General features: G+C 62.0%; 25 protein-coding genes. 13 read left to right on the top strand and 12 right to left on the bottom strand.

Going from position 1 to position 25,164, the window contains the following annotated elements:
- The first annotated feature begins 78 nt into the window (after positions 1-78).
- Positions 79-1,245, top strand: coding sequence for an acetyl-CoA acetyltransferase (locus tag RPF88_RS14120; RefSeq protein WP_013532677.1), 1,167 nt, complete (start codon positions 79-81; stop codon positions 1,243-1,245).
- A gap of 25 nt (positions 1,246-1,270) precedes the next feature.
- Positions 1,271-2,275, top strand: a complete 1,005-nt coding sequence (locus RPF88_RS14115; RefSeq protein ID WP_013532676.1) for an asparaginase — start codon at positions 1,271-1,273, stop codon at positions 2,273-2,275.
- Here the strand turns inward: RPF88_RS14115 and RPF88_RS14110 are convergent.
- A complete protein-coding gene (locus RPF88_RS14110; protein ID WP_013532675.1) occupies positions 2,268-3,644 on the bottom strand; it encodes a TIGR03808 family TAT-translocated repetitive protein in 1,377 nt (458 codons plus the stop codon). The two genes, RPF88_RS14115 and RPF88_RS14110, sit on opposite strands and share 8 nt — an antisense overlap.
- A 121-nt stretch (positions 3,645-3,765) precedes the next feature.
- Between RPF88_RS14110 and greA the strand changes: the two genes are divergently transcribed.
- On the top strand, positions 3,766-4,239 hold the full coding sequence (greA, locus tag RPF88_RS14105; protein ID WP_013532674.1) for a transcription elongation factor GreA: 474 nt from the start codon (positions 3,766-3,768) through the stop codon (positions 4,237-4,239).
- 32 nt (positions 4,240-4,271) lie between these two features.
- Here greA and RPF88_RS14100 read toward each other — a convergent pair whose 3' ends face one another.
- From RPF88_RS14100 to RPF88_RS14090, 3 genes are all read right to left on the bottom strand, one after another.
- Entirely contained in the window at positions 4,272-4,424 is a 153-nt protein-coding gene (locus RPF88_RS14100; RefSeq protein WP_244514279.1) for a hypothetical protein, read from the bottom strand.
- A gap of 131 nt (positions 4,425-4,555) precedes the next feature.
- The gene (scpA, locus tag RPF88_RS14095) at positions 4,556-6,679 is read right to left on the bottom strand and encodes a methylmalonyl-CoA mutase (protein WP_013532673.1); all 2,124 of its coding nucleotides are present in this window, start codon (positions 6,677-6,679) and stop codon (positions 4,556-4,558) included.
- Positions 6,676-8,118 (bottom strand): methylmalonyl-CoA mutase subunit beta, encoded by a 1,443-nt coding sequence (locus RPF88_RS14090; protein WP_013532672.1) that lies wholly within the window; start codon positions 8,116-8,118, stop codon positions 6,676-6,678. The genes scpA and RPF88_RS14090 overlap by 4 nt, the downstream gene beginning before the upstream one ends.
- Positions 8,119-8,447: 329 nt before the next feature.
- Here RPF88_RS14090 and RPF88_RS14085 point away from each other — a divergent pair, with 329 nt between their 5' ends.
- A complete protein-coding gene (locus RPF88_RS14085) occupies positions 8,448-9,995 on the top strand; it encodes a helicase HerA-like C-terminal domain-containing protein (RefSeq protein WP_013532671.1) in 1,548 nt (515 codons plus the stop codon).
- Between the two features lie 32 nt (positions 9,996-10,027).
- Here RPF88_RS14085 and RPF88_RS14080 read toward each other — a convergent pair whose 3' ends face one another.
- Together RPF88_RS14080 and RPF88_RS14075 are read right to left on the bottom strand one after the other, a co-directional pair.
- The gene (locus tag RPF88_RS14080; RefSeq protein ID WP_013532670.1) at positions 10,028-10,852 is read right to left on the bottom strand and encodes a L,D-transpeptidase; all 825 of its coding nucleotides are present in this window, start codon (positions 10,850-10,852) and stop codon (positions 10,028-10,030) included.
- Positions 10,853-11,022: 170 nt separating this feature from the next.
- Entirely contained in the window at positions 11,023-11,685 is a 663-nt protein-coding gene (locus RPF88_RS14075; RefSeq protein ID WP_013532669.1) for a haloacid dehalogenase type II, read from the bottom strand.
- 157 nt (positions 11,686-11,842) lie between these two features.
- Between RPF88_RS14075 and RPF88_RS14070 the strand changes: the two genes are divergently transcribed.
- The 4 genes from RPF88_RS14070 to RPF88_RS14055 all read left to right on the top strand — a co-directional run bounded on the left by RPF88_RS14070 (position 11,843) and on the right by RPF88_RS14055 (position 14,981).
- Positions 11,843-12,721: a branched-chain amino acid aminotransferase gene (locus RPF88_RS14070; RefSeq protein WP_024505546.1), complete on the top strand. Its 879-nt coding sequence runs from the start codon at positions 11,843-11,845 to the stop codon at positions 12,719-12,721.
- A gap of 106 nt (positions 12,722-12,827) precedes the next feature.
- Positions 12,828-13,427, top strand: a complete 600-nt coding sequence (locus tag RPF88_RS14065; RefSeq protein ID WP_013532667.1) for a superoxide dismutase — start codon at positions 12,828-12,830, stop codon at positions 13,425-13,427.
- Between the two features lie 156 nt (positions 13,428-13,583).
- Positions 13,584-14,024 (top strand): c-type cytochrome, encoded by a 441-nt coding sequence (locus tag RPF88_RS14060; RefSeq protein WP_013532666.1) that lies wholly within the window; start codon positions 13,584-13,586, stop codon positions 14,022-14,024.
- A gap of 9 nt (positions 14,025-14,033) precedes the next feature.
- Entirely contained in the window at positions 14,034-14,981 is a 948-nt protein-coding gene (locus RPF88_RS14055; RefSeq protein ID WP_013532665.1) for a cytochrome c, read from the top strand.
- Between the two features lies 1 nt (position 14,982).
- Here the strand turns inward: RPF88_RS14055 and RPF88_RS14050 are convergent, their stop codons facing one another.
- From RPF88_RS14050 to RPF88_RS14040, 3 genes are all read right to left on the bottom strand, one after another.
- Complete coding sequence (locus RPF88_RS14050; RefSeq protein ID WP_013532664.1) at positions 14,983-15,390, bottom strand: SET domain-containing protein; 408 nt, start codon at positions 15,388-15,390, stop codon at positions 14,983-14,985.
- Positions 15,391-15,547: 157 nt separating this feature from the next.
- Complete coding sequence (locus RPF88_RS14045) at positions 15,548-16,174, bottom strand: LysE family translocator (protein WP_013532663.1); 627 nt, start codon at positions 16,172-16,174, stop codon at positions 15,548-15,550.
- Positions 16,171-18,294, bottom strand: a complete 2,124-nt coding sequence (locus RPF88_RS14040; RefSeq protein ID WP_013532662.1) for a S9 family peptidase — start codon at positions 18,292-18,294, stop codon at positions 16,171-16,173. The genes RPF88_RS14045 and RPF88_RS14040 overlap by 4 nt, the downstream gene beginning before the upstream one ends.
- Before the next feature lie 163 nt (positions 18,295-18,457).
- Here RPF88_RS14040 and RPF88_RS14035 point away from each other — a divergent pair, with 163 nt between their 5' ends.
- A complete protein-coding gene (locus RPF88_RS14035) occupies positions 18,458-18,826 on the top strand; it encodes a hypothetical protein (RefSeq protein ID WP_013532661.1) in 369 nt (122 codons plus the stop codon).
- Between the two features lie 444 nt (positions 18,827-19,270).
- Positions 19,271-19,696, top strand: a complete 426-nt coding sequence (locus RPF88_RS14030) for a MucR family transcriptional regulator (RefSeq protein WP_013532660.1) — start codon at positions 19,271-19,273, stop codon at positions 19,694-19,696.
- Between the two features lie 92 nt (positions 19,697-19,788).
- On the opposite strand, the gene RPF88_RS14025 is transcribed toward RPF88_RS14030, so the two are convergent.
- Both RPF88_RS14025 and RPF88_RS14020 read right to left on the bottom strand, forming a co-directional pair.
- Positions 19,789-20,217, bottom strand: a complete 429-nt coding sequence (locus RPF88_RS14025) for a SufE family protein (protein ID WP_013532659.1) — start codon at positions 20,215-20,217, stop codon at positions 19,789-19,791.
- 100 nt (positions 20,218-20,317) lie between these two features.
- Positions 20,318-20,671 (bottom strand): DUF5330 domain-containing protein, encoded by a 354-nt coding sequence (locus tag RPF88_RS14020; protein ID WP_013532658.1) that lies wholly within the window; start codon positions 20,669-20,671, stop codon positions 20,318-20,320.
- A 535-nt stretch (positions 20,672-21,206) separates the two neighbouring features.
- Between RPF88_RS14020 and RPF88_RS14015 the strand changes: the two genes are divergently transcribed.
- From RPF88_RS14015 to RPF88_RS14005, 3 genes are all read left to right on the top strand, one after another.
- Positions 21,207-22,940, top strand: coding sequence for a sensor histidine kinase (locus RPF88_RS14015; RefSeq protein WP_013532657.1), 1,734 nt, complete (start codon positions 21,207-21,209; stop codon positions 22,938-22,940).
- Entirely contained in the window at positions 22,915-23,712 is a 798-nt protein-coding gene (locus RPF88_RS14010; RefSeq protein ID WP_013532656.1) for a peptidoglycan-binding domain-containing protein, read from the top strand. The genes RPF88_RS14015 and RPF88_RS14010 overlap by 26 nt, the downstream gene beginning before the upstream one ends.
- A 69-nt stretch (positions 23,713-23,781) precedes the next feature.
- Positions 23,782-24,129 (top strand): DUF1491 family protein, encoded by a 348-nt coding sequence (locus RPF88_RS14005; RefSeq protein WP_013532655.1) that lies wholly within the window; start codon positions 23,782-23,784, stop codon positions 24,127-24,129.
- Here the strand turns inward: RPF88_RS14005 and RPF88_RS14000 are convergent.
- On the bottom strand, positions 24,107-25,141 hold the full coding sequence (locus RPF88_RS14000; RefSeq protein WP_063170191.1) for a hypothetical protein: 1,035 nt from the start codon (positions 25,139-25,141) through the stop codon (positions 24,107-24,109). The two genes, RPF88_RS14005 and RPF88_RS14000, sit on opposite strands and share 23 nt — an antisense overlap.
- Between the last annotated feature and the right edge of the window lie 23 nt (positions 25,142-25,164).

The raw sequence follows: 25,164 nt of genomic DNA, 5'->3' as shown, positions 1-25,164 counted from the left end.
ATTGTTTATCTTTGAACAATAGATGCGAAATGCGCCGTGAGCCGACATGCCAGGCCGGCGCCAAGGATGGAGACCGCCATGACCGCATGCATCGTCGGATGGACGCATTCGCGCTTCGGCAAGCTTGAGGGCGAAACGCTCGAAAACCTCATCGTCAAGGTGGCAACGGACGCGCTCGACCATGCCGGCATCGGTCCCGACGAGGTCGACGAGATCGTGCTCGGCCACTTCAACGCCGGTTTTTCGGCGCAGGATTTCACCGCCAGTCTGGTGCTTCAGGCCGACGACCGGCTGCGCTTCAAGCCGGCGACGCGTGTCGAGAACGCTTGCGCCACCGGATCGGCGGCGGTCCGCCAAGGCATCCGCGCCATCGACGCGAATGCCGCTCGCATCGTGCTGGTGGTCGGCGCGGAGCAGATGACGACGACGCCGGGGCCGGAGATCGGCAAAAACCTGCTCAAGGCGTCCTATCTGCCCGAGGACGGCGAGACACCCGCGGGTTTCGCCGGCGTCTTCGGCAAGATCGCGCAGGCCTATTTCCAGCGTTATGGCGATCAGTCGGATGCGCTGGCCATGATTGCCGCCAAGAACCACAAGAACGGCGTCGACAATCCCTATGCGCAGATGCGCAAGGATTTCGGCTATGAGTTCTGCCGCCAAGAGAGCGAGAAGAACCCCTTCGTTGCCGGTCCTCTGAAGCGCACCGACTGCTCGCTGGTCTCCGACGGCGCCGCCGCCCTTATCCTTGCCGACACCGCCACGGCACTGAAGATGCGCCGTGCCGTTGCCTTCCGCGCCAACGAACATGTGCAGGATTTCCTGCCGATGTCGAAGCGCGACATTCTGACCTTCGAAGGCTGCGAGCAGGCCTGGAACCGGGCGCTGAAATCGGCCGGCGTGACGCTCGACGATCTGTCCTTCGTCGAAACGCATGACTGCTTCACCATTGCCGAACTGATCGAGTACGAGGCGATGGGCCTTGCCAAGCCGGGAGAGGGGGCGAAGCTGGCGTTGGACGGCACAACGGCCAAGGATGGTCGCCTGCCGGTCAATCCGTCCGGCGGGCTGAAGGCCAAGGGCCATCCGATCGGCGCCACTGGCGTGTCCATGCATGTCTTGACCGCCATGCAGCTTGTCGGTGAGGCCAGCGGCATCCAGGTGCCGGGCGCAAAACTGGGCGGCATCTTCAATATGGGCGGTGCGGCGGTCGCCAACTACGTTTCCATTCTCGACCGGATCAGATAAACCGCCCGCATTTGCGGGAGGTGACATGACAAATCCGGTTCTGATCGAAGTCTTGCGCGGCGCGATCGTCGAGAGCGCGCATCGCGGCTCAGTCGCGGTCTTCGATGGCGACGGCAAGCCCGTGTGGGAGATCGGCGATACGGCCAAGCCGGTGTTTCCGCGCTCGGCGGTCAAGGCGATCCAGGCCTTGCCGTTGGTCGAAAGCGGGGCGGCGGATGCCTATGGTTTCGGCAACCGCGAACTGGCGCTCGCCTGCGCCTCCCACTCGGGCGAGCCGGCACATGTCGACCTTGCGCGATCCATGCTGGCCAAGGCTGGGCTGGACGGATCGGCGCTCGAATGCGGCACGCATTGGCCATCCAATCATGACGCCGAGATTGCGCTCGCCCGCGCCGGCGGCTCGCCGAACGCCTTGCACAACAATTGTTCCGGCAAACATTCCGGCTTCCTCTGCACCTGCGTCCACGCCGGCATTGCGCATCGCGGCTATGTCAAGCCGGGACACGGCCTGCAGGACATGGTGCGCGACGCCATGCAGTCGGTGACGGGCGCTGTCCATGGTGAGGACCAGCGTGCCATCGACGGCTGTTCGATCCCGACCTACGCGGTGCCGCTCAGGAGCTTCGCGCTCGGCTTTGCCCGCATGGCCACGACATCAGGTTTTGGCCCAGAGCGAGCCAAGGCTGCAAAGCGGCTGCTTTCCGCCTGCATGGCCGAGCCCTTCTTCGTTTCCGGCAGCGGCCGCGAAGACGTCGCGTTGATGGAGGCCGCACCAGGGCGGATTTTCACGAAGGGCGGCGCCGAAGGCGTCCATTGTGCCGCAATTCCGGAACTTGGCCTCGGCATCGCACTCAAATGCGATGATGGCGCCGGCCGCGCCGGCGAAGCCATGGTTGCCGCCGTCCTTGCCAAACTGTTGCGTGCCGACGAGGCCTTGGCGGCGAAGCTGCTCGAATTGGCAAACACGCCCATCGAAAATCGCAACGGTGCCAAAGTCGGAGCGCTGAGGCCGACGGCAACTCTCAAGTGACGTGATTGCGCTCGACGGTCAGATGCGCGTAGCCGCTACCGTTTGACGAGGCGAGATCGCCTGTCGCGGGCTCCGCCCAGCGCTGGCCGACAACCGCACCGTTCAGCGCGCCGTCGATGACATTGTCTGAAATGACGGCCGTACCGGCGCCCTCGACCACGGATACGACGATCCCGGTTCCTGCCTTGCGGATGATGTTGCCGGTGGCGACGACATTGCGCAGGTACGGGCCCCAGCCGATCTGCATGCCATAGAGTGGCGCGTTCTCGATGACATTGTTGGAAACGGTGGTGTCGGCCTCAACGCCGATGCCGACGCCAAATCCCGGCGAGTCGGCGGGGTAGGGGCCGCTGGTCGACAGATTGCGCACGATGTTGCCGGAACAGACGCCCATGCGGCCGCCTTCGTTGAAATTGACGATCGAGATGCCGTTGGCGGCGCCGTCGACGATGTTGTTGCTGATGATGGCGCCTTCGAACGAGAACTCGGAATAGATCGCCGTTTCGCCAGAGCGCGAGCAGGTGTTGCCCGATATCTGCAGGTTGCTGGCGCTGTTGGCGCGGATGGCCGAGAAGGCGCAGTCCGAGACGATGTTGCCCGAGATGACGACATTGCCGGCGCGAAAGGCATTGATGCCGTTGCCGTTCTGCCCGGTTCCGCCGCTGCGTGCCTGGATCCCTTGGACGCGGTTGCCGGTGACCATGGTGCCGTCTTCGGCCACCTGCCAGCGGTGTACGAGGATGCCGCCATTGGCGCAGTCGGAAACGGTGTTGCCCGTGATGGCCAGCCCGCCGGCTTCGACCGAATAGATGCCGGCATCGGCGGCGCCCGATATCTCACAGCGCTCGATCCGGCCGATCGCGTGTTCCAGCGCCAGCCCGTTCTTGCCGCTGCCGGTGATCTGGCAATTGTCGATGGCGAGGTGCGCGACACGGCGCAGATCGAGCAGCCCTTGCGTGTAATCGCCCATCGCACGGTTCGCACCATCGAAGACCAGTCCGCTAAGTTCGATATGGTCGGCCTGTTCGGCCATGAACAGGTGGCCGTCACCGCCGTAAACGATGCGCGTCGCGCCCGGCACGCCGGAAAGACGTACGCGGCCGGGCAGCGAAAGATTGGAGACGACATAGGTGCCGGGCGGCAGGAACACCGGCATGTCGCGGCTGTTTGCGTCACGCAGCAGTTTGGCGAAGGCCTTGCTCTGATCGTCTGATGTGCCGGGCTGCACGCCGAGTTCGGTGGCATTGATCGAGCCGCGCATCGAGGCTTTCTCGATGCCGCTCAAGCTTGCGGCTACCGCCTTGCCGAGCGCAAGGCCCATGACGGCAAAGCCGGCGGTTCCAGTCAGCAGCGTTCGTCTGTTCAACATCGGCACAGAATCCCAGCGTTCAACCTTGGCGTCGCAGGAATCGTGCCAGACGGTTTGCCTCTCCTCTGGACGGAAACGACAATGGCTTGTCGAGCAGCCTCTGCGGGCCTAAGTTCAGGAAATGAGCAGAGCTTTCACCCGCGAGGAAGACAGCGAAAATGCCATCGCCGGTGTCGGTGAGCGGCCGGTCAGCCAGCATCGCAATCTGGTGACGGAACGCGGCCTGGCGCAGATCGAGGAAAATCTGGCCGATCTGCGCGACATACTGGCGAAGGCCGAACGCAAAGCCGACCGCGAGCGCATAGCGGTCGTGTCGCGCGATCTGCGTTACTGGACCGCCCGGCGCGAAAGCGCCGAACTCTCGGTGCCGGAGCCGGGCAGTGACGTTGTGCGCTTCGGCATGGGCGTCACGATCGAGAGCGATGACGGCAAGAAGGTGCATTGGAAGATCGTCGGCGAGGACGAGGCTGATCCCACCAAGGGCAGCATTTCGCATGTTTCGCCAATGGCTGTCGCCCTGTTCGGCAAGAAGATCGGCGACTTGGCCAGCGTCAACGGCAAGGAATGGGAAATCGTCAAGCTCTCCGAGAGCTAGGACGTCTCAAATCCGCCGCACTGATTGGCGCGTCATTTGGCGAGTTTCTGAAGCCCGACCCGATATTTGTCCATGACCTCGCGCGCGGCCTTCATCTGCCGTTCGAACCTGTCGGCCACCGGTCTTAAAATGATGCCGTGATCAGTTTCGATGATCTGGAGCTGATCGCCCGATTGCAGATTCAAGCTGTCCAGCATTCCCGTGGCAAGATCAGGGCATCTGATCCGTCGTCGAGCTTGTGGATGGTCGTCTTCACGGTTACCGCACCTTGGTTGCAGTGTCAGTCTAGCACAACCTTTTCAGAGATGCAGCAGTCCTAGTCCGTGGCCAGCAGGCGGTCCAGCAGGCGATCCGCTGCCTCTGGAATGACTGTGCCCGGCGGGAAGATTTCCGCAGCGCCGGCTTGCCGCACCGCGTCATAGTCCTGCGGTGGGATGACGCCGCCGGCGACGATCAGCATGTCGCCGCGGCCGAGCTTTTTAAGCGCGTCGCGCAGTTCCGGGATCAGCGTCAAATGTCCCGCCGCCAGCGACGAGGCGCCGACGATGTGGACGTCCTGTGCGACCGCCAGCCTGGCGATCTCATCCGGTGTCTGGAACATCGCGCCGACGGTGACGTCGAAGCCGAGATCGGCGAAGGCCGTAGCGATGACCTTCTGGCCACGGTCGTGGCCGTCCTGGCCCATCTTGGCGACGAGAATGCGCGGCTTGCCGCCGGTCTTCTTCTCGAAGGCGTCAAGCTTGTCCTGCAGCCCGTCGACCACGGGATGATCGCCAAGCGCCTTGCGATAGATGCCGGAAATGGTCTGCACCGTAGCGACGTGGCGCCCAAACGCCCTTTCCAACGCGAATGAAATCTCGCCGACCGTTGCATTGGCGCGCGCGGCTCGGATGGCGAATTCCAGCAGGTTTTCATTGCCTTGCGCGGCACGGGTCAGCGCATCGAGTGCGCTTTCGACGGCGGCGACATCGCGCGTGCCCTTCAGCCGTTGCAGCTTCGACAATTGCCGGGCCCTGACCTCGGCATTGTCGATCTTCAGCACGTCGACCTCGATGTCGGTCTCGGGCCGATGGGCGTTGACGCCGACCAGCATCTGCTCGCCGGAATCGATCCGCGCCTGCGTGCGCGCGGCAGCTTCCTCGATGCGCAGCTTGGGAATGCCCTGTTCGGTCGCCGCCGCCATGCCGCCGAGCGCCTCGACCTCCTCGATATGAGCAAGCGCGCGCGCCGCCAGATCATGCGTCAGCCGTTCAAGATAGGCCGAACCGCCCCACGGGTCGATGATGCGCGTGGTGCCGGATTCCTTTTGCAGGATGAGCTGGGTGTTGCGGGCGATCCGCGCCGAATGGTCGGTCGGCAGCGCCATCGCCTCGTCGAAGGAATTGGTGTGCAGCGATTGGGTGTGGCCCTGCGTTGCAGCCATTGCCTCGATCATGGTGCGGACAATGTTGTTGTAGGGATCCTGCGCCGTCAGCGACCAGCCAGAAGTCTGGCAATGGGTGCGCAGCGACAACGAGCGCTCGTCCTTGGGCGAAAAATTCTTCTGCATCAGGGTCGCCCACAACAGGCGCGCGGCCCGCAGCTTGGCGACTTCCATGAAGAAATTCATGCCGATGGCCCAGAAGAAGGACAGGCGCGGCGCAAAGCGGTCAATGTCGAGGCCCGCCGCGACGCCGGCGCGGGCATACTCGATGCCATCGGCGATCGTATAGGCGAGTTCAAGGTCGGCCGTCGCGCCGGCCTCCTGCATGTGATAGCCGGAGATCGATATCGAATTGAACTTCGGCATGTTCTTCGATGTGTACGAGAAGATGTCCGACACGATCCGCATCGAGGGTTTCGGCGGATAGATGTAGGTGTTGCGGACCATGAACTCTTTCAGAATGTCGTTCTGAATGGTGCCGGCGAGATCTTTCTGCGCAACGCCCTGTTCTTCCGCCGCGACAATGTAGAGCGCCATGATCGGCAGCACCGCGCCGTTCATCGTCATCGATACCGTCATCTCGCCGAGCGGAATGCCGTCGAAGAGCTGCCGCATGTCGAGAATGGAATCGATGGCGACGCCAGCCATGCCGACATCGCCGGCAACGCGCGGATGATCGCTGTCATAGCCGCGATGCGTGGCGAGATCGAAGGCGACCGACAGGCCCTTCTGGCCGGCGGCAAGGTTGCGTCGGTAAAATGCATTGGATTCTTCGGCCGTCGAGAAGCCGGCATATTGCCGGATGGTCCAGGGCTGCTGGACATACATGGTCGGGTAGGGGCCGCGCACGAAGGGCGGCAGGCCGGGATAGGTGTCGAGATGCGGCAACCCCTTGAGGTCGCTTTGATTGTACAGATGCTTGGCGACGAGCCCTTCCGGCGTGGTCCGCTGGCCTTTGACCTCGACGGGAGCGCGGCGTGGCGGGACCCAGCCGATCTGGCCGAAGTCCGGGATCAAGAGCCGGCTCCGATCGATTGGTCGATGCGGACTGGAAACAGCGCCTCGCAGACGGCAACGCCTTCGGTGAAGGCCGGCCGCCGTTCCGCCGCCAGCGTCTCGACCGGACGTTCGTCTTTCGATGGATAGAGCGTGGTGCCGATGATGGCCCGTTGGCCTGTGCGGTAGGCTGCATTGCGCTGCTCCGCAGCTGCGTGGACGCGCTTCTGGATGCGTCCGTCCTGAAGGCTGGACAGGACACCGCCCTCGGCTTCGATCGTCTGCAATTCCGTCCACGCCAACTCGCACAACTCCGCGGTCAACGCCTCGACGGCGCCGGAACCATAGGCGGGATCGGTGACATGATCGATATGGCTTTCATTGGCCATGATCAGCTGCGTGTTGCGGGCAACACGACGGGCAAAACCCGCCGGCAGACCATGCGCGATCGTGTGCGGCAGGATGGAGATCGAATCGGCGCCGCCGCACGCCGCGGCAAAGCATGCAATGGTGGTGCGCAGGATGTTGGTCTCCGGATCCATCGCCGTCATCATGCGAAACGACGTCTCGGCATGGATATTGGCGGTGGATGTCGGGATCGAACAAGCCTCCTGCACCCGCGCCCATAGCCTGCGCAGTGCTCGCATCTTGGCCGTCGACAGCAACTGGTCCTGGTCGACGCTGAGCGCAAAACCGATATGGGGTGCGGCATAGACAAGCGGCTGCCGCGCCGTCTCGAACATTCTGAGATAGGAGACAGCCGAAGCCAGCATGATGCCAAGTTCCTGCGCTTCCGTGGCGCCGGCATTGTGGAACACGCGCCCGTCAGCTTCCAGCAGCACGCCCGGAACGCCCATCGCGAAGAAGTGCGCCAGCGACTGTGGCATAGAGGCCTGCAGCGCCTCGATCGACATGCGCAGCCGACCGGTTCCCGCGAAGATCGCCGCTGGATCGATGCCGAAGGAGAGGTTGAGCTTTGCCGGGTCCGATCGCCGCTTGCTCAGGAACGCGACCAGCCAGTCGGCCACGGCGCGGCTCCAGGGATGGGCGTCGATGCGAACCTGGATGCGGTTGAGCGGTATGCCGTCCAGCACCGCCTCCAGCGCCTCCGCCGTTCTCGGCAAGCCGTAGCCGAACGCGTTGGGCGCCCCTTCGAAGACCAGCGACAATCCCGTGGCACCCTGTGCAACATCCTCCAGCGCTTGGCTTCTGGCACGGTCGATGTCCGGATCGTCGATGCGCTGGCTGACGATCCATGGCGATTTCGGGTTTGTACGCACGATCGGTTCCGCCGCGGTGCTGCGGTCGTAGAGCGGTTCGATACGGATGTTGTCATCGCTGTGCGAGACCAGCTTTTCCTCGAAGGAAGCGCCTGCCAATGCCTTTTCCGCCAAGGCGAGCCATCGCTGACGCTCGGCGTTCTCGGGTTCCACGTCCTGGATCAAGGCTCCGGCGCCCATCCGTCCTCCTCGTTTCATGCGGCCGCACCAGCCGGGAGCGGTTCAGTCTACGGTCCCCGGTCCGATATCGCAATGCAATGCGCTTTCAGAGACCGGATTCGATCCATCAGATATAGGTCAGTCCGCGTGGACGACGATTGCCAAACAGCGGCAAAATCCGCAAGCTCCAAAAACCCGATCTGAACGAATGGGGCCGATTTGGGCGAATGGCCCGGATTTGGACGAATGGCCCCGATTTGGACGAATGGCATTGTCGCTGTGCAATGGCCTCACTATACCTGCGGCAAGGCCACTGGCTTTAGACACATCAGTTTGCGGAGACCGGACATATGGCTGACGAGACCAGTATTTTCATCGGCGCCAGCCGAAAGCCCGACGACAGCTATCAGCGTGCCGAGCAGTTGTTGCTGCGATATGGGAATCGTCACGGCCTGGTGACCGGCGCCACCGGCACCGGCAAGACCGTCACCTTGCAGATCCTGGCCGAAGGATTTTCCAACGCCGGCGTGCCGGTGTTCTGCGCGGACATCAAGGGTGATCTGTCGGGCATCGCGATGATGGGCACGGCACAGGATTTCCTCGTCAAGCGGGCCGAACAGGTCAAGCTCGATCCGTATGACTTCCAGGAATTTCCCGTTATCTTCTGGGACTTGTTCGGCGAGCAGGGTCATCCGATCCGCGCCACGGTCTCGGAAATGGGGCCGTTGTTGCTGTCGCGCCTGATGAACCTGACCGAGGCGCAGGAAGGCATCATGAACATCGCCTTCCGCCTGGCGGACGAGGAAGGCTTGCTGCTGCTCGACATGAAGGATCTGCAGGCGCTGCTCGCCAACATCGCCGAGCGCGCCGACGAGATCGGCTCGCGCTATGGCAACGTGACGAAGCCATCGGTCGGGGCTATCCAGCGCACGCTGCTGGTCCTCGAACAGCAGGGGGCCGCAAACTTCTTCGGCGAACCGGCACTGCGTATCGCCGATATCATGCGCACCACCCGCGACGGACGCGGCGCCATCAGCGTGCTTGCCGCCGACAAGCTGATGATGAATCCGCGGCTCTACGCGACCTTCCTGCTATGGCTGATGTCGGAGCTGTTCGAGGTGCTGCCGGAAGTCGGCGACCCCGACAAGCCGAAGCTGGTGTTCTTCTTCGACGAGGCCCATCTTCTGTTCGACGAAGCACCCAAGGTGCTCATCGATCGCGTCGAACAGGTCGTCCGACTGATCCGCTCGAAAGGCGTCGGCGTCTATTTCGTCACCCAGAACCCTTTGGATATCCCTGAAAAAGTCCTGGCCCAGCTCGGCAATCGCGTCCAGCACGCGCTGCGCGCCTATACACCGCGCGAGCAGCAGGCAGTCCGGACGGCGGCCGAAACGTTCCGGCCAAATCCCGATTTCGACTGCATGACCGCCATTACACAGCTTGCCACTGGCGAGGCGCTGGTCTCGACGTTGGAAGCCAAGGGTGTTCCGTCCATGGTGCAGCGGACACTGATCCGCCCGCCATCCTCGCGGCTTGGGCCCATAACGGCCGCTGAGCGGCAAAAGCTGATCCAGGAAAGCCCGGTCGCCGGCCAGTACGATCAGGCCGTCGATCGCGAATCGGCTTTCGAAATGCTGCAGAAAAAGGCCAAGGACGCGCAGGATGCCGAAGAGCAGGCCCAGCAGGCCGGCAGCGGCGGCTCGCGCTGGACCATTCCGGGCTTCGGCAATGACGATCCCGCGCCGCAATCCGGTGGCAGGCGCACATCTGCACCGCGCCCGTCCAACCGCCAGACGGTCGCAGAGGCGGCGATCAAGTCGGTGGTGCGCTCGGTCGGCTCCTCGGTCGGTCGGGCAATCGTGCGCGGCATTCTGGGGAGCTTGTCGCGCGGGCGGTGACTGGAGGCAGCGGGCGCCGCTGCCTAGTCAGCTCAGAAAATCGAATTCGTGATCGCCTTGACCGGTCCAAGCAGCACCGAACCGTCCGGCACGCCGGCATCGATCGGGATCGCCTGTCGGTTGGCCGTCGCCACCATGGGTTGGCTGGCGTCGCTGGTCACGATGACCGGCGTCTTCGAGGGCACGCGATCATAGAGGTCGATAATGTCCTGGTTCATCAGACGCACGCAGCCTGACGACACCGACTTGCCGATCGAGCGCCACTCCGGCGAGCCGTGCAGACGGTAGAGCGTGTCGACATTGCCCTGGAACAGATAGAGCGCGCGTGCACCGAGCGGATTCTTCAGGCCGCCGGGCATGCCGCCATTGTCGGCGCTGTAGGGTTTCAGTTCCGGCTGGCGGGCTATCATTTCGTCCGGCGGCGTCCATTTTGGCCATTTCTGCTTCCACTGAACGACGGCGTCGCCGGACCATTCGAAGCCGGCGCGGCCAAGGCCGACACCGTAGCGTATCGCCTGACCGCCTGGACGAACCAGATAAAGGAAGTGGCCGGTCGTATCGACGACTATGGTTCCCGGCTTCTGTCCCGTCGGGTCGGGAACGATCTGACGCAGGAATTGCGGATCGATCTTGTCGACTGGGATGGCCGGCAAATCGAAGCCGCCGTCGCTGACTGCTGCATACATCGTCACATAGTCCGCCAGAGGCGGCTCGACATAGGTTGGTGGCGGCGGCTCGACCGGACCCGGCCCGGTGGTGGCGCATGCGGAAACCGCGATCGAAGCGGCGCCCAGGGCTGCGGCATTGAGAAAGCCGCGACGGCTCAGGCGAAAAGATTCGATTTCGGTTATGGACATGGTTGCCTTCTTTAAGTCTCAAATCGCAACAAAGCGTGAATTCGCCGACAGTTACGCGGGTGCCTGACAACACCTGGGGCGATAGGCGGTTCCGATTCTGGCCCGAACGTGGGCAAAGAAAGGCGAAGCTGTGACCAGGCTGCTACTGTGGCGCCAGAGACACAGGTCTCTTAGCTGCCGGGCACAAGGGCTTCGAGCGACGGCAGGATCAGGGCCGGTGGGAAGTCCCGGTATTCTTCGGGCTGGTTGGAGCGGTTGATCCACACCGTGCGAAAGCCGAATTTGGTGGCGCCTGCAATGTCCCAGCGATTGGACGACTGGAAGGAAACCGCGCCGGGGTAGAGGCGCCGGCCGGTGGCGACCATGTCGTAGACCGCGGGATCGGTCTTGAAGCGCCGCACCGTATCGACGGAATAGATATCGTCCAGAACCTGGTCGAGCGCGGCGGATTTGACCGCCGCCTGCAGCATTTCGGGCGAGCCGTTGGACAGGATCGCCAGCCTCGCTCCCGAAGCCTTGAGCGCCTTGAGCACGGCCGGCACTTCCGGATAGCAATCGAGCCGCCAATAGGCATCCAGCAATATCGCCTTGAGACCGGGGTCGGCCGAGGGAACCTTGCGCAAGGCGAAATCGAGCGCCTGTTCGGTCAGTTGCCAGAAATCGGCATAGGCGCCCATCAGCGTGCGCACCCAGGAATATTCGAGCTGTTTGGCGCGCCAGATCTCGGACAGCAATTGGCCGTCCGGCCCGATCCGGTCGGCATGACGGCGTACGGCGGCATGCACGTCGAACAGCGTGCCATAGGCGTCGAAGACATAGGCGGCGTATTGCATGACAGCAGTTTTGAGGGCAGGCGCGACAAGGTGCAAGCTTTGATTGCATTGCGCCCCGGCACTGGCCTCAACAAAACTCCATGATGCCGGTTGACGGCGCCCGCCAAAGCATCTTCCAATGGCTGTCACACGAGACCGATTGAGACGGGACGAGATGATGACACTGGCGGCTGCGGCGCAATCCACGACATGGACTTTCGTCGATGGTGATTGGCACGAAGGCAACGTCGCCATTCTGGGGCCGCGCAGCCACGCCATGTGGCTCGGCACCAGCGTTTTTGACGGCGGCCGCTGGTTCGAAGGCGTGGCGCCGGATCTCGACTTCCACGCAGCCAGGGTGAATTCCTCGGCGATTGCGCTCGGCCTGAAGCCGAACATGAGCGCCGACAAGATCGTCGGGCTGACATGGGATGGGTTGAAGAAGTTCGACGGCAAGACGGCGGTCTATATCAGGCCGATGTACTGGGCCGAGCATGGCGGCTATATGGGCGTGCCGGCCGATCCCGCCTCGACGCGCTTTTGCCTTTGCCTCTATGAATCACCGATGATTCCGGCGACTGGCTTTTCGGTGACCGTGTCGCCGTTCCGGCGTCCGACCATTGAAACCATGCCGACCAACGCCAAGGCCGGCTGCCTTTACCCCAACAACGGTAGGGCCATTCTCGAAGCCAAGATGCGCGGCTTCGACAACGCAATGGTGCTCGATATGCTGGGCAACGTCGCCGAGACCGGAACCTCGAACATCTTCCTGGTCAAGGATGGCCACGTCTTTACGCCTGCGCCGAACGGCACCTTCCTATCCGGCATCACCCGCTCGCGCACGATAGCGCTGCTCGGCGAATATGGCTTCAGGACCACGGAAAAGACGCTGTCGGTGCGCGATTTCCTCGAAGCAGACGAAATTTTTTCGACCGGGAACCATTCCAAGGTGGTGCCGATCACGCGCATCGAGGATCGCAATCTGCAACCCGGGCCGGTGGCCAAAAAAGCGCGCGAACTCTATTGGGATTGGGCGCATTCGACTTCTGCTGTTTGAGCGGATAAAAAGGCGATCGACGCTTCATCCGGAGTTGTCCCAACCCATTCCAGACCTATCTTACTCCGGTATCGACACCGGATTTTTCCACGAGGGAGTACTATCCATGGCCTTTGAATTGCCCGCTCTGCCTTACGACTATGAGGCCTTGCAGCCTTACATGTCGAAAGAGACGCTGGAATATCACCACGACAAGCACCACAAGGCGTATGTCGATAACGGCAACAAACTCGCCGCCGAGGCCGGCTTGGGCGATCTGTCGGTCGAAGAGGTGGTCAAGCAGTCGTTCGGCAAGAATGCCGGCCTCTTCAACAATGCCGCCCAGCATTACAACCACATCCATTTCTGGAAGTGGATGAAGAAAGGCGGCGGCGGCAACAAGCTGCCGGGCGCCTTGCAGAAGGCAGTCGATAGCGATCTCGGCGGCTACGACAAGTTCAAGGCCGACTTCATTGCCGCTGGCACGACACAGTTCGGCTCCGGCTGGGCCTGGGTCTCGGTCAAGGATGGCAAGCTGGCGATCTCCAAGACACCGAACGGCGAAAACCCGCTCGTCCATGGCGCGTCGCCGATCCTCGGCGTCGATGTCTGGGAGCACTCCTACTACATCGACTACCGCAACGCCCGGCCGAAATATCTCGAGGCGTTCGTCGACAGCCTGATCAACTGGGACCATGTCCTGGAATTGTACGAAAAGGCGAAGTGATCGATTTCCAGAAGCCCCGGTATCACCCGGGGCTTTTCTTTTCTGCGTCCCGCAAGAGCAAAGGTCCGGCAAAAATCATCAGGGGGAAGGGAATTTTCCCTCTGTAACATCCGTTGACGTCCTGTCCCGAAATGCCTTCATCATGGAGCCAATTGAATGAGAAAGCTTGTTATCGCCATCTCTATGCTCGCACTCGCGGCTTCGGCGGCCTTTGCCGACCCGATCCTCGACCGGCAGGCACTGATGAAGGAACGTGGAAAGATCGTCGGCGGCCTGTCGAAAGTGGTCAAGGGCGAGGAGCCGTTTGATGCCGCCGCGGTGCTGACGGCGCTGCAGGCGCTGCATGCGAATGCCGAGAAAGTCGACGTCGACGCGCTGTTTCCGGCGGGCAGCGACACAGGCGGCGATACCACTGCGTCGCCGAAGATCTGGGAAGACATGGCCGGCTTCAAGGCCACCAACGCCAAATATGTCGCCGACGTCAAGGCAGCGGCCGCTGCCGCTCCTGCCGACGTCGATGCGTTGAAGGCGCAATTCGGCGCCATCGGCTCCGATTGCGGCACCTGCCACCAGACCTACCGGGTGAAAAAAGGCTGATAGCGGGCGATGCCCTGGCTAAAGAAACTCGTCGGCGCCATCGTCATCCTCGGCGGCGTCGGCGCGGTTGCCGGGTGGGTCGGGTCGGCGCCGGTGAGGCTCGACAGGGAGACCCTGGCCAAGCTCGGTCCTGGCGACGCAGCCAGGGGCAAGCGCATTTTTTTTGCCGGCGGTTGTACATCCTGCCATGCAAAGCCGGGCTCACAGGGCGATGCGCGGCTTCAACTCGCGGGCGGTCTCGAGCTCAAGACGCCGTTCGGAACCTTCGTGCCGCCCAACATTTCGCAAGACGCCAAGGACGGCATCGGCGCATGGTCGGTCGAGGACCTCGCCAATGCCATGCTGAAGGGCGTGTCGCCTTCGGGCCGACACTTCTATCCGGCGTTTCCCTATGCGTCCTACGCGCGCATGAATCCGGTCGACATTGGCGATCTCTATGCCTTCCTCAAGACGCTGCCGGCCGTCGCCGGCAAGGCGCCTGCAAATTCGCTCGGTTTTCCCTTCAACATTCGTCGCGGCATCGGCCTGTGGAAATTGCTCTATCTTAGCGACCAGCCTGTCGTTCCATTTCCCGCTGCCACGCCCGATCCGGTCATGGCCGGCCGCTATCTGGTCGAGGGGCCGGGTCATTGCGGCGAATGCCACACGCCGCGCGACCTCGCAGGTGGTACGAAAAAGAACGTGTGGCTGGCCGGTGCGGTGGCTGCCGAAGGCAGCGGCGTCGTGCCGAACATCACATCGGGCGAGGGCGGTATAGGCGATTGGTCGGAAGCCGACATCGCCAACTACCTCGAAACCGGCTTCACGCCCGATTTTGATTCCGTCGGCGGCGCCATGGTCGACGTGCAGCGAAACATGGCCGAGCTGGCGCCGCAGGACCGTGCTGCCATCGCCGCCTATCTCAAGGCGATACCCGCGCATCCAAACGGCTATCCGGCCCGCAAGAGGGCGAACTAGTCTAGATCGAGTCTGCGGATGACAGGTGGCGGTCACCGAGAAAATCGAAGCCCGTTTCGAAAAAATGGTTGTAGTTGCAGGTCAACTCTTCGCCAGGCGCGATGTCGCGCAGCGCAAAACTCTCCTCGGGTGAGGAGACGTCGCAATTAGGCTCGTCGGCATGGTTCATGTAGCGCGCGTCGTCGGCTTCGAAGACGATGTAGTTCGGATCGCGGCGGTCAGGATAGGAGTAGCGGTCGAGATAGCTCTTCACCGGGCCGGCCGCCCGCTCATAAGTCTCGACCTCGATGAGCCGATCGAACCTTGGGTCTAACTTCCAGATCAGAGTACCGCGAGGAATGTGGTTCTTGGCAAAGACGCCGATTCCCTGGATGGGTGATTTGTCGAGATAGACGTCGACGAGCAGCATAATGAACCTTTACGCGATTGGAGGCTGTCAGGCCGGGAAAAGCCGCGCACTGGGTAGCGCGCGGTCGTCGCAATTGCGAGTGAAAATGAGCGACGGGAGCTTCAAAAAGTCCTGACACCCAGCCCTCTGGAAAGGGTGCGTCGATTATCGTCCAGAGTCAGCGTTGCTGCAGCGCCAGACGGACGCCCAAAGCGCAGTAGATGCCGCCGACAACTTTGCCCTGCAATCGTAACACCGACGGATTTCGGCGCAGGAACGTGCCGAGCCGGCCAGCGCTCACGGCAAAGACGACCGTGCTGAAAAGGCCCAGTATGACGAAGATGACCCCCAACGCGGCCATCTGAAGCATCACCGATCCGTTTTCAGGCCGCACGAACTGAGGCAGAAAAGCGAGGAAGAACAGAGCGGTCTTGGGGTTGAGCACTTCGGTCAGGACAGCCTGTCGAAACGCCTTGCCGGCGGAGATCGCGAGCGCACCGGCCGCCGGGTTGGCCGGTGTTTTCTCGATGATCGCGCGAATGCCGAGATAAACCAGGTAGGCCGCGCCGATGTACTTGATGACGCTGAACAGCGTCGCCGACGCGGCGATGATCGCCGAGATGCCGATCATGGCCATGACGGTATGAAAGACGTCGCCGGCAGCGATCCCGGCGCCCGTCGCGATGCCGACCCTGGTTCCGGAACTCGTTGCCCGGGCGATCGTCAGCAGGGTGGCGGGGCCTGGAATGAAGACGAAGCCGAGCACGACCGCGATGTAGGCGATCAGGGTGGTCAGGTCGATCATTTGTTGGTTGCTCCCGTAAGCTGCGCCTTGCCCATCACTTTCAGCGCGAAGGAGTAGGTGTAGGCGATCTCTTCCAGCCGCGAAAACCGGCCGGAAGCGCCTGCATGGCCGGAATCCATATTGATCTTGAACAGAACCGGATTGTCGCCGCTCTTGCGGTCGCGCAGCCGGGCCACCCATTTGGCCGGTTCCCAATAGGTGACGCGCGGATCGGTGAGACCGGCCAGCGCCAGGATCGGCGGATAGTCGTGATCAGAGACATTGTCGTAGGGCGAATAGGCAGCGATCGTCCGATAGTCGTCGGCGGACGCGATCGGGTTGCCCCATTCGGGCCATTCCGGCGGCGTCAGTGGCAGGGTCGCATCGAGCATGGTGGTGAGCACATCGACGAAGGGAACCTCGGCGACGATGCCGCCAAAACAATCCGGCGCCATGTTGGCGACGGCACCCATCAGCATGCCGCCGGCCGAACCGCCTTGCGCGACGATACGGTCATGCGCCGTGTAACGCTCGGTGACCAGATGGCGCGCGACGGCGATGAAATCGGTGAACGTGTTCATCTTGTTCTCCCGCTTGCCGTCATCGTACCAGCCATAGCCCTTGTCCTTGCCGCCGCGAACGTGAGCAATGGCGAAGACAAAGCCGCGGTCGACCAGCGAGAACCAGTTGGTGTTGAAGGCGGCCGGCACGGTGATGCCATAGGAGCCGTAGCCGTAAAGCAGGCAAGGTGCGGATCCGTCCAGCGGCGTGTCGCGATGATGCAAAAGCGAGATCGGCACCAGTTCGCCATCGCTGGCCGGCGCCATCAGCCGCCGCGTGACATAATGGTCCGCATCATGGCCGGACGGCACTTCCTGGGTCTTCAGCAGCACCCGCTCGCGGGTGCGCATGTTATAGTCGAACACCTGCGCGGGCGTCGTCATCGACGAGTAGGAAAAGCGCATGATCTCGGTGTCGTACTCATAGGAACCCGACAGGCCGAGCGAGAAGGCCTCCTCGTCGAGGGACAGAAGATGCTCCTCGCCGCTGATACGGTCGCGCACCACAATGCGCGGCAGGCCTTCCTTGCGTTCGAGCCGGACCATGTGGTCCCTGAAGCCGATCACCGACAGGATCAGCCGGCCGGGCTCGTGCGGCACCAGTTCCTGCCAGTTGGCGCGCACGGGATCGCTCGCCGGCGCCGTCATGATCTTGAAGTCCTTGGCGCCGTCGGCATTGGTCAGGATGAAGAAGATATCGCCGCCTTCTTCCAGCTCGTATTGAAGGCCAACCTCGCGCGGCGACACCAGTTTCGGTTCGGCAAACGGATCGTCGGCGCGCATCAGGCGGTATTCCGAAGTCTCGTGATCGTTGATGCCGATCATGATCCATTCGTTGTTGCGGGTGCCGTCGACATTCATGAAGAAGCCGGGATCGGTTTCCTCATAGATCAGCCGGTCGCTGTCCGGGCTGTCGCCCAGCGCATGGAAGAGTACCTTGGACGGGCGATGGTTGGGATCGAGACGGGTGTAGAAGAAGCCGTCATTGCCTGCGTTCCAGACGCCTGAACCGCCGGTGTCGGGGATCTGGTCGGCAAGCTCCTTGCCATCGGCAAGGTCACGCACGCGAAGCGTGTAGAATTCGGAGCCCTTGTCGTCGAATGCCCATAGCAGCTTGGCGTGGTCGGCCGAATGGTCGACACCGCCAAGACGGAAATAGGCCTTGCCCGCGGCCTCCGCATCGCCGTCGAGCAGGATATGCTCGGCGCCGCCGTCGCGCGACATGCGGAAATAGCGCGGCTGCTCGCCACCAAGTTTAAAGGACGAGCCGTAGGCATAGGGCCCATCCTTCATCGGCACGGAAGAATCGTCTTCCTTGATACGGCCCTTCATCTCCTTGAAAAGCTGCTTTTGCAGTTCGACCGTGTCGGCCATCAGCTTCGACTGGTAGGCATTCTCCGCCTCGAGTTCTGCGCGGATCCCCGCATCGAGCAATGACGGGTCGCGGAACATCTCCTGCCAGTTGTCGGCCCGTAGCCAGGCATAGTCGTCGGTTCGCGTGATGCCGTGATGCGTGTCGGAAACCGGCCGCTTCTCGGGCGTTGGCGGGCTGACGATCGGAAATATGGATGTCTTGGTCATTGCATCTCGCTTTGCCAGTATCTTCAATGGGCCAGTATCTTGAAGGGCCATCTCGAATGGAGAAGTATCTTGAATGGCAAATGAACACGCCGATCAGGGCAGGTTCAAGAGCCGGAGCGTATGGGTTGTGTCGGCTCCAGGAGATGAGCCGGGAGGAGAGATGATGACTATTTGGTCTCGGACTGCTGCGGCTTTCGCCGTTGCTTCGCTAACTCTGGGCTTTGCCGGCCAGTCTCATGCGACCGTATTCGCGGCTTGGCAAGTGGCCAATGTCCCGTTCGGCGACACGCTCAATGTACGCAAATACCCTTCGGGCACATCCCAAAAGCAGGCGGGATATCCGAACGGTACCGTTCTGCAGATGACCGGGCGATGCACCGGCGGAATAAACCTGCTCGACATCGCCAACCAGCCGGCATGGAAGCAGGCACAAAAGATTCGCTATCGCTGGTGCGAAGTCTGGCATGATCCGGTCCAGAACGGCAATTTCGTCACCGGCTGGGCCTATGGCAAATACATCATCCCGCATTGATTGACGCGGCAGCAATCAGCCGATCGGTCGGATGACTGGCATGTCGCCTGATTGCTTGTGTATGACCACGGCAACCTGTGGTTTTGTGGGCAAATGCGAACAACCAATATTTCTCGAGCGATAGCCAAGCAAGATCAAACATTAAAACCCGTTTCGTGAGTTGCCACGAATGTAACGGCGATCTGACGTTGCGTCAGCTGCCGCCGACGGGAACGCGAAATATCGATAAATTACACAATGCACGAAAGATTGAAGCTGATCGCGGAACATTTGATCAATATCGTTCAATATAGCGCGAGGGGTGAATTGACTTACTTGGTCTGCACGCTCATTGATGTGCCCGCGACACGAATCGTAGAAACTCTACCTGCACAAAATTCGTGCGATGCCCTGCTTGTAAAAAAGGGCGCAGATCGATGTAACTCTTGTTGGGGACCGAAGACCATGGATATTGTCGAAACACCTTCCAGAAACAGCGATGCGCTGATCGAATTGACCGCCGATGTGGTGGCCGCCTATGTCAGCAACAATCCCGTGCCGGTCGGCGAACTGCCGAACCTGATATCCGATGTCCATGCCGCACTCGGGCGTGTGGGCGGAACCGCCGAACAGCCGCCTGCCGACAAGCAGAAGCCGGCGGTCAACCCGAAGCGGTCGGTTCATGACGACTACATCGTCTGCCTTGAAGACGGCAAGAAGTTCAAGTCGCTGAAGCGCCACCTGATGACCCACTATGACCTGACGCCGGACCAGTATCGCGAAAAGTGGAACCTCGACCCTACCTATCCGATGGTTGCACCCAACTATGCAGCTGCCCGGTCCCAACTCGCCAAGAAGATGGGTCTCGGCCGCAAGCGCAAAGCGCGGTAATTGCTGCCAGCCAGATCGGATCGACATCAACGGCGCCTTCGGGCGCCGTTTGATTTTTGCGAGCCGCGACGCGCGGATCGGGTCGGGAAGCGTCAGGCGGTCTGCTTGAGCGCTGCCTCGGCGTCGCGCTTGATGCGCTTGACCATCGAGCGAAGGCCGTTGGCGCGCTGCGGCGACAGATGTTCGTCGAGGCCGAGTTCTTTCAATGTCGCTTCCGCATCGGTCTTCTGGATTTCGCTGGCGGTCCTGCCGGAAAACAGCGCCAGCATGATCGCGACCAGCCCACGCACGATATGAGCGTCCGAATCGCCGGAGAAGGTGATGACAGGATCGGCTCCAGCTCCGCGTTCAGTGGTCAGCCAGACCTGGCTGACGCATCCCGGCACCTTGTTGGCGGGGCTGCGCTGCTCGTCCGGAAACGGCGGCAGCGCCTCGCCGAGTTCGATGACATAACGATAGCGGTCTTCCCATTCCTCGAGGAACGAGAAGTCGTCGCGGATCGTCTGGATCGTCGTGGTCATGTCTGGGATATAGTCACGCGGCGGCTCCGCGTCACGGAAAAAACAAGGACACCGCGGGCGTCGAGAGGGCAGACAGCCCGCGGTGCGCCGTCGAAACGGCTTAATTCTGAGGCGGCAGGTTGACGGTCTCGGGCAAGACGATTCCTTCGGGCACGCTGCCGGTCATCGTCGACGTGTCGGGGCCGGCGGCGGACTTGTCGTCCATCATCGCTGCCGCGATCTTGGCGGTCTCTTTGGCGCGGGCGGTAATGGTGTGCATCGCCGACTTGCCGGTCTCGCAGACATCGGGTTTGCGTTCGCAAATGCCGGCGATATCGCCAACCGCTTCGCGTGCCGCAAACAAGGCTTGGATCGGTCCGACGCTTTCATGCCCCGCTTCATCGGGGCCGACACTCAATGGCAGCGCCAGCAGCACCAGCGAAAACCAGAAAGCCATTCTTATGAGGAAGACCATGCCCTTGCCCTCTCGTCGTGACCGGATCATGCATCCATATGGCATGACCTCTTTTGTAGGCAGGATTTTGGCACACAGGCGCAAAGGACGGCTTGCGGGCAAAGAGAGAATTTTCCTCAAATTTTAGGCAAATTCGAAACGAACCGTTCTGCAATCGACTTGTCTCAAATCCGAGCAATTTTCCTTAACAACAAATAACCATATATCCCCATGATTTCCCTGTGTTTTTCTTGAAATAGGGAAGTCCAGGTGCCGAGTGCGCCCGGCCGATGGGTGCAGTCGGCGGATAACTCTCCGTTTACTATGGCTGCATTTGTCCGTGCTTTCGGCCGCCGGCATCCCGATATTTGCCGCAGGCCGGGCCCTGGTCGGCCCTGCCTTATCCATTCCTTAAACGCTGGATGCGAGTTTCAAAGCCAACCAGAACCATCTGCAAAGCAGAGCTGTCCACGACAAGTGCGAGTGCGTTGAGTTGAGTTCAATCAAGGCCAGATACGTTGAATTGCCTGGCGCGATTTCGGCCGGTTGCGAACGTATGGTCCATCCGTCCATCCTTGGGCGGAGCGACCGCGAGCGCCAGCGCCGCTTTATCGGCGTCATGCTCGCCGCTCCTTTCTTTGTCGCCGGTGCCGCGGTCACGCTGGTTACTTCAGGCATGGGCGTCGCCGTCACCATGGCCGCCATTTTCGCCGCCTTTGGCCTGTGCTGGTTCGTCGCCTTGCTGGTGGCGGCGACCGGCAAGATGGCGATAGCGAGTTGGGTCGCCCTGGTGCTGGCCGGCATTTCTCTCGGCAGTCTCATTGCCGCCGCGGGCGGGCTGAGTTCGCCTGTCGCCATGCTTGTCGTGGCGCTGCCTTTTGAAGCCTGGTGGATCGGCGCTTCGCGGCGGGCGGCGCTGTGGGGAGCCGTGTCGGCCGCTGTCGCCATCTTGGCTCAGCCTTTGGCTGGAACCGTATTCCCGTTCGCAGGAGCGCAGATCGCGGCGTGGCACTGGTTGGTGCCGTTGGCCTGGACGCTCACACTGATCCCGCGCGCATCGGCATTTCAAAACACGGCCGATGCGGCTGATGTGCTCGACACTGCCGACCGGCTCGAAGACATCATCGATGCGGTGGTCTTGCGCGTCGCCCGTCATGGCGAGGTCCTGGACGCGTCGCCAAAAGCGCGCACGCTTTTGAAACTGCCGCCCGAACTGCTGTCCGGAAACGGCCTCTTCGATCGCGTCCATCTGTCGGATCGCGTTTCCTATCTCAGCGCAATGGCCGACATGCGCGACGGCGCACTGTCGCGCCGGCTCGAATTGCGCATCCGGCTGCCTCAGAATGGCAATGGCCTGACGGCCGACAATTACCGGCCGTTCTCGCTTGATCTCGTGCGTGGTGAGGAACAGGGTGATGTCTTTACGTTCGTCCTGAGGCAGAATGACGAGATCGCCCGGTTGCGCGAGGATCTGGCGGCAGCCAATGAGGCGGCCGCGTCCGCCGAGGTGGCGAAGGGACGCTTCCTGGCGGTGGTCAGCCACGAACTGCGCACGCCGTTAAATGCCATTATCGGCTTCTCGGATATGCTGCTGCATGAGATGTTCGGCGCCTTCAAGGATCCGCGCCAGAAAGAATATGTCGGCTTGGTACGGGATTCGGGCCAGCATCTGCTCGCCGTCGTAACCTCGATACTCGACGTGTCCAGGATTGAATCGGGCGTCTATGCGACCGAACCCGAGCCGTTCCGGTTCGCGGAGGCGGTCGATATGTGCCAGTCGATGATGCAACTGCAGGCGCAGGCCAAGAACATCGATCTGCAGGCGCAGATCGCGCCGGACGCCGGCGACATCAATGCCGATCAGCGCGCCGTGCAGCAGATGCTCATCAACCTGGTCTCCAACGCGATCAAGTTCACTCCCGACGGCGGCGACGTCGTCGTCGGCGCCAAGCGGATCGGTTCGCGCCTGCATTTCTGGGTCAGGGACACCGGCATCGGCATCGCCGAGGAGGATTTCGCCAATCTCGGCAAGCCCTTCATGCAGATCCAGAACGACTATACCCGCCGTTTCGAGGGGACTGGTCTTGGCCTTTCACTGGTCAAGGGCCTGGTGGCGCTGCACGAGGGCACGATGTCCATCGAAAGCATGCCAGGCGAGGGCACCACGGTGACCATCAGCCTGCCGGTGAACGGACCGAAGGGACATCAGGCGGAGAAGACCGGCGTGCTGACCATGCCTGTGGCGATGGCGAAAGGGGACAGAGATGGCTCGCTCCGCAAAACCGGCTAAGGCGGTCAAGCGCCGCAGCAATGCCTTTCAGGACGGCGCTGTCGCCGTCGGCGGCATGATCTCGCGCAATCCTGTCCTGGTGGGCGGCTCGACGGCGTTCCTGGTGACGCTGTTCTATGTCTCGGCCAATGCCTTGTGGTACCAACCTTTCCCGCATGCCGGCGCATTTTTTGCGACCCGCAGCATTGCGGGCTTTCCGCACGCGACGCCCGACGAACCGGAGACGACATTCAACATCGTGCGGCCATCCGGCGCGCCGGCACCGATCAAGGGCGATCCGGTTGTCGAGCAGGTGCAAGGCATATTGAAGGATCTCGATTTCTATTCCGGGACGGTCGACGGCATTTCCGGACCCAACACCCGCAAGGCCATCCAGGACTATCAGCAGAAGGTCGGGCTCAACACGTCCGGCGAGATCGACGCGCTTCTGCTCGATCAACTGGGCGCGACGCCGAAGACAGCTTCCGTCGTGCCCAGACCGCAGCCGCGCCCGGATATGCCGGCCGCCGTTCCGGTGTCTTTGCAGACAGGTTCGGGACAGACAAATTCCGGGCAGGCGGATGCCGCGACGCAAGCGCCCGATGCCCGCATCGTCAAGATCCAGGCCGGGCTCAAGGCGTTCGGCAATGACGACATGCAGCTGGATGGTGTCGTCGGCGCGCGCACAAAGGCGGCGATCAAGGAATTCCAGTCGCTGTTCGGGCTGCCGCAGACCGGCGAGCCCGATGAGATCGTCTATGTCAAGATGCGCGAGATCGGCCTGACCAACTGACGGCCGAAACGACGGCTCGCCGAGCGGCGGAAATATCGATAGAGAACCGGCAGTTTCGGGAGCTCTCTCATGCGCGTCACATCGGATCTGTGGGTTTCGGCCCTGTTGCGCCGGATTTTCGGCGCCGGTGGATTTGCCGCCGTGGTCAAGCGTGGCGCGACCGAGGCCGGCGCTGTGTTCGTGCTGGCGCGGGGCAGGCTGGGTGAGGTTGCCCTGTTCGGGCCGGCGCCGCAGACAAGCTATGATTCGGCCAAGCCCGACGACCGGTTTTTCACTCTGCTCGGAGCTGGTGACGATCCCGCGGTGCTCGAAGCCAGGCTGGAACGGGAGAAAAAATTCGATCCCGACATCTGGGTGGTCGAAATCGAGGCCGGTGCCGTGCCCGTCGAGGAGCTTATTTCCGTGAAGACGCCCTGAGGCCGGAAGAAGCCGCCGCATCGTCGCTGTTCGAAGCGGTGCGTGTATCGCTGTTGGCAGGTGCTGCGCCGCGAACCACCCTTGAAAGGATTTCCGCTCTCCACGACCGCATCTTGTCCTGGGCCGCCTCGCGATGCAGCAGCCGGTAGCGGTCGAGGAAAGTCCGGATAGCCTGCGGGTGCGGGAACTGGCTGGGATAGACGGCAACCGTGACCAGGAAGGCCCTGTCTTCGCTGAGGTCGAGCGAGCGCAAGGCGACAAGCAGCGAGGCATAATTCTGGTTGGCGGTGAGCGATCGCGCGGTCTCGAAATCGATGTCGAGCGCATCGGCGAGCGCGGTCTGGAAGAACGCGGCGTTTCCCGTCAGCGCTGTCTCGCGCAATTTCATATAGGTGTCGGCGCCCTTGAAAGGCTCGGCGGTCGCTGTCTTCTCGTCGCCGGTGCGCATCATCGAGCGCAGCCTGCGCCGTGCATTCTCGGCCGCGATGCCGAGTGTCTGTTCCCGGGCTGGCTCGCCGGAGGCGGTATCCGCGCTCGCTGGCGCGATCTTGTCTGCCCCAGCGGCGTTCGCATCCGGGTCCGGCGCGCGCACCAGGGTTGGCCTCTCGAGGGCCCTGATCAGGTCAGCAATGGTCGGGTTCAAGCCCTTGCGGCGCGCAATGGCACGCGCATGCGGCAGGCCATGTCGCCCGATCAGGGCGATGAGATCGATGTCGCTGACGGCGCGTGAGCGGATGAGCAACGGCGCGGCAATGTCGACCGGTTCCTCGCAAAGACGGCGCACCAGGGCGGCGGGTGCGTATTCGCATTCGGAAAGGGCGGCTGCCACGTAACGGCGGGATTCGACGGACACGTCATTGAACAGCGGCAGCGTCAGGTCTTCGAGCTGGCCGATCTCGCGGCGTGAAGGGCGGGTGAGCGAGCAGAACGCCGACACTGCGGCGCGGAACAGCCTTTCGGCCTTTCCCGAGTCTTTTCGTACCGCGATTTGCCTGAAGTCCGAAGATGACACGAAGGATACGCCCGTACTCGACA

Origin of the sequence: Mesorhizobium sp. ISC11 (assembly GCF_037162595.1) — a bacterium.
GTDB lineage: Bacteria > Pseudomonadota > Alphaproteobacteria > Rhizobiales > Rhizobiaceae > Mesorhizobium > Mesorhizobium ciceri.
The sequence above is the reverse complement of the archived record's forward strand: the minus strand, read 5'-3'. Positions and strand labels throughout refer to the sequence as shown.

Excerpts from the sequence above, each read along its gene's own strand:
- RPF88_RS14120 (WP_013532677.1), top strand. The coding sequence starts at position 79 with ATGACCGCATGCATCGTCGGATGGACGCATTCGCGCTTCGGCAAGCTT.
- RPF88_RS14115 (WP_013532676.1), top strand. The coding sequence starts at position 1,271 with ATGACAAATCCGGTTCTGATCGAAGTCTTGCGCGGCGCGATCGTCGAG.
- RPF88_RS14110 (WP_013532675.1), bottom strand. The coding sequence starts at position 3,644 with ATGTTGAACAGACGAACGCTGCTGACTGGAACCGCCGGCTTTGCCGTC.
- greA (WP_013532674.1), top strand. The coding sequence starts at position 3,766 with ATGAGCAGAGCTTTCACCCGCGAGGAAGACAGCGAAAATGCCATCGCC.
- RPF88_RS14090 (WP_013532672.1), bottom strand. The coding sequence starts at position 8,118 with ATGGGCGCCGGAGCCTTGATCCAGGACGTGGAACCCGAGAACGCCGAG.
- RPF88_RS14085 (WP_013532671.1), top strand. The coding sequence starts at position 8,448 with ATGGCTGACGAGACCAGTATTTTCATCGGCGCCAGCCGAAAGCCCGAC.
- RPF88_RS14080 (WP_013532670.1), bottom strand. The coding sequence starts at position 10,852 with ATGTCCATAACCGAAATCGAATCTTTTCGCCTGAGCCGTCGCGGCTTT.
- RPF88_RS14075 (WP_013532669.1), bottom strand. The coding sequence starts at position 11,685 with ATGCAATACGCCGCCTATGTCTTCGACGCCTATGGCACGCTGTTCGAC.
- RPF88_RS14070 (WP_024505546.1), top strand. The coding sequence starts at position 11,843 with ATGACACTGGCGGCTGCGGCGCAATCCACGACATGGACTTTCGTCGAT.
- RPF88_RS14065 (WP_013532667.1), top strand. The coding sequence starts at position 12,828 with ATGGCCTTTGAATTGCCCGCTCTGCCTTACGACTATGAGGCCTTGCAG.
- RPF88_RS14060 (WP_013532666.1), top strand. The coding sequence starts at position 13,584 with ATGAGAAAGCTTGTTATCGCCATCTCTATGCTCGCACTCGCGGCTTCG.
- RPF88_RS14055 (WP_013532665.1), top strand. The coding sequence starts at position 14,034 with ATGCCCTGGCTAAAGAAACTCGTCGGCGCCATCGTCATCCTCGGCGGC.
- RPF88_RS14050 (WP_013532664.1), bottom strand. The coding sequence starts at position 15,390 with ATGCTGCTCGTCGACGTCTATCTCGACAAATCACCCATCCAGGGAATC.
- RPF88_RS14045 (WP_013532663.1), bottom strand. The coding sequence starts at position 16,174 with ATGATCGACCTGACCACCCTGATCGCCTACATCGCGGTCGTGCTCGGC.
- RPF88_RS14040 (WP_013532662.1), bottom strand. The coding sequence starts at position 18,294 with ATGACCAAGACATCCATATTTCCGATCGTCAGCCCGCCAACGCCCGAG.
- RPF88_RS14035 (WP_013532661.1), top strand. The coding sequence starts at position 18,458 with ATGACTATTTGGTCTCGGACTGCTGCGGCTTTCGCCGTTGCTTCGCTA.
- RPF88_RS14030 (WP_013532660.1), top strand. The coding sequence starts at position 19,271 with ATGGATATTGTCGAAACACCTTCCAGAAACAGCGATGCGCTGATCGAA.
- RPF88_RS14025 (WP_013532659.1), bottom strand. The coding sequence starts at position 20,217 with ATGACCACGACGATCCAGACGATCCGCGACGACTTCTCGTTCCTCGAG.
- RPF88_RS14020 (WP_013532658.1), bottom strand. The coding sequence starts at position 20,671 with ATGGTCTTCCTCATAAGAATGGCTTTCTGGTTTTCGCTGGTGCTGCTG.
- RPF88_RS14015 (WP_013532657.1), top strand. The coding sequence starts at position 21,207 with ATGGTCCATCCGTCCATCCTTGGGCGGAGCGACCGCGAGCGCCAGCGC.
- RPF88_RS14010 (WP_013532656.1), top strand. The coding sequence starts at position 22,915 with ATGGCTCGCTCCGCAAAACCGGCTAAGGCGGTCAAGCGCCGCAGCAAT.
- RPF88_RS14005 (WP_013532655.1), top strand. The coding sequence starts at position 23,782 with ATGCGCGTCACATCGGATCTGTGGGTTTCGGCCCTGTTGCGCCGGATT.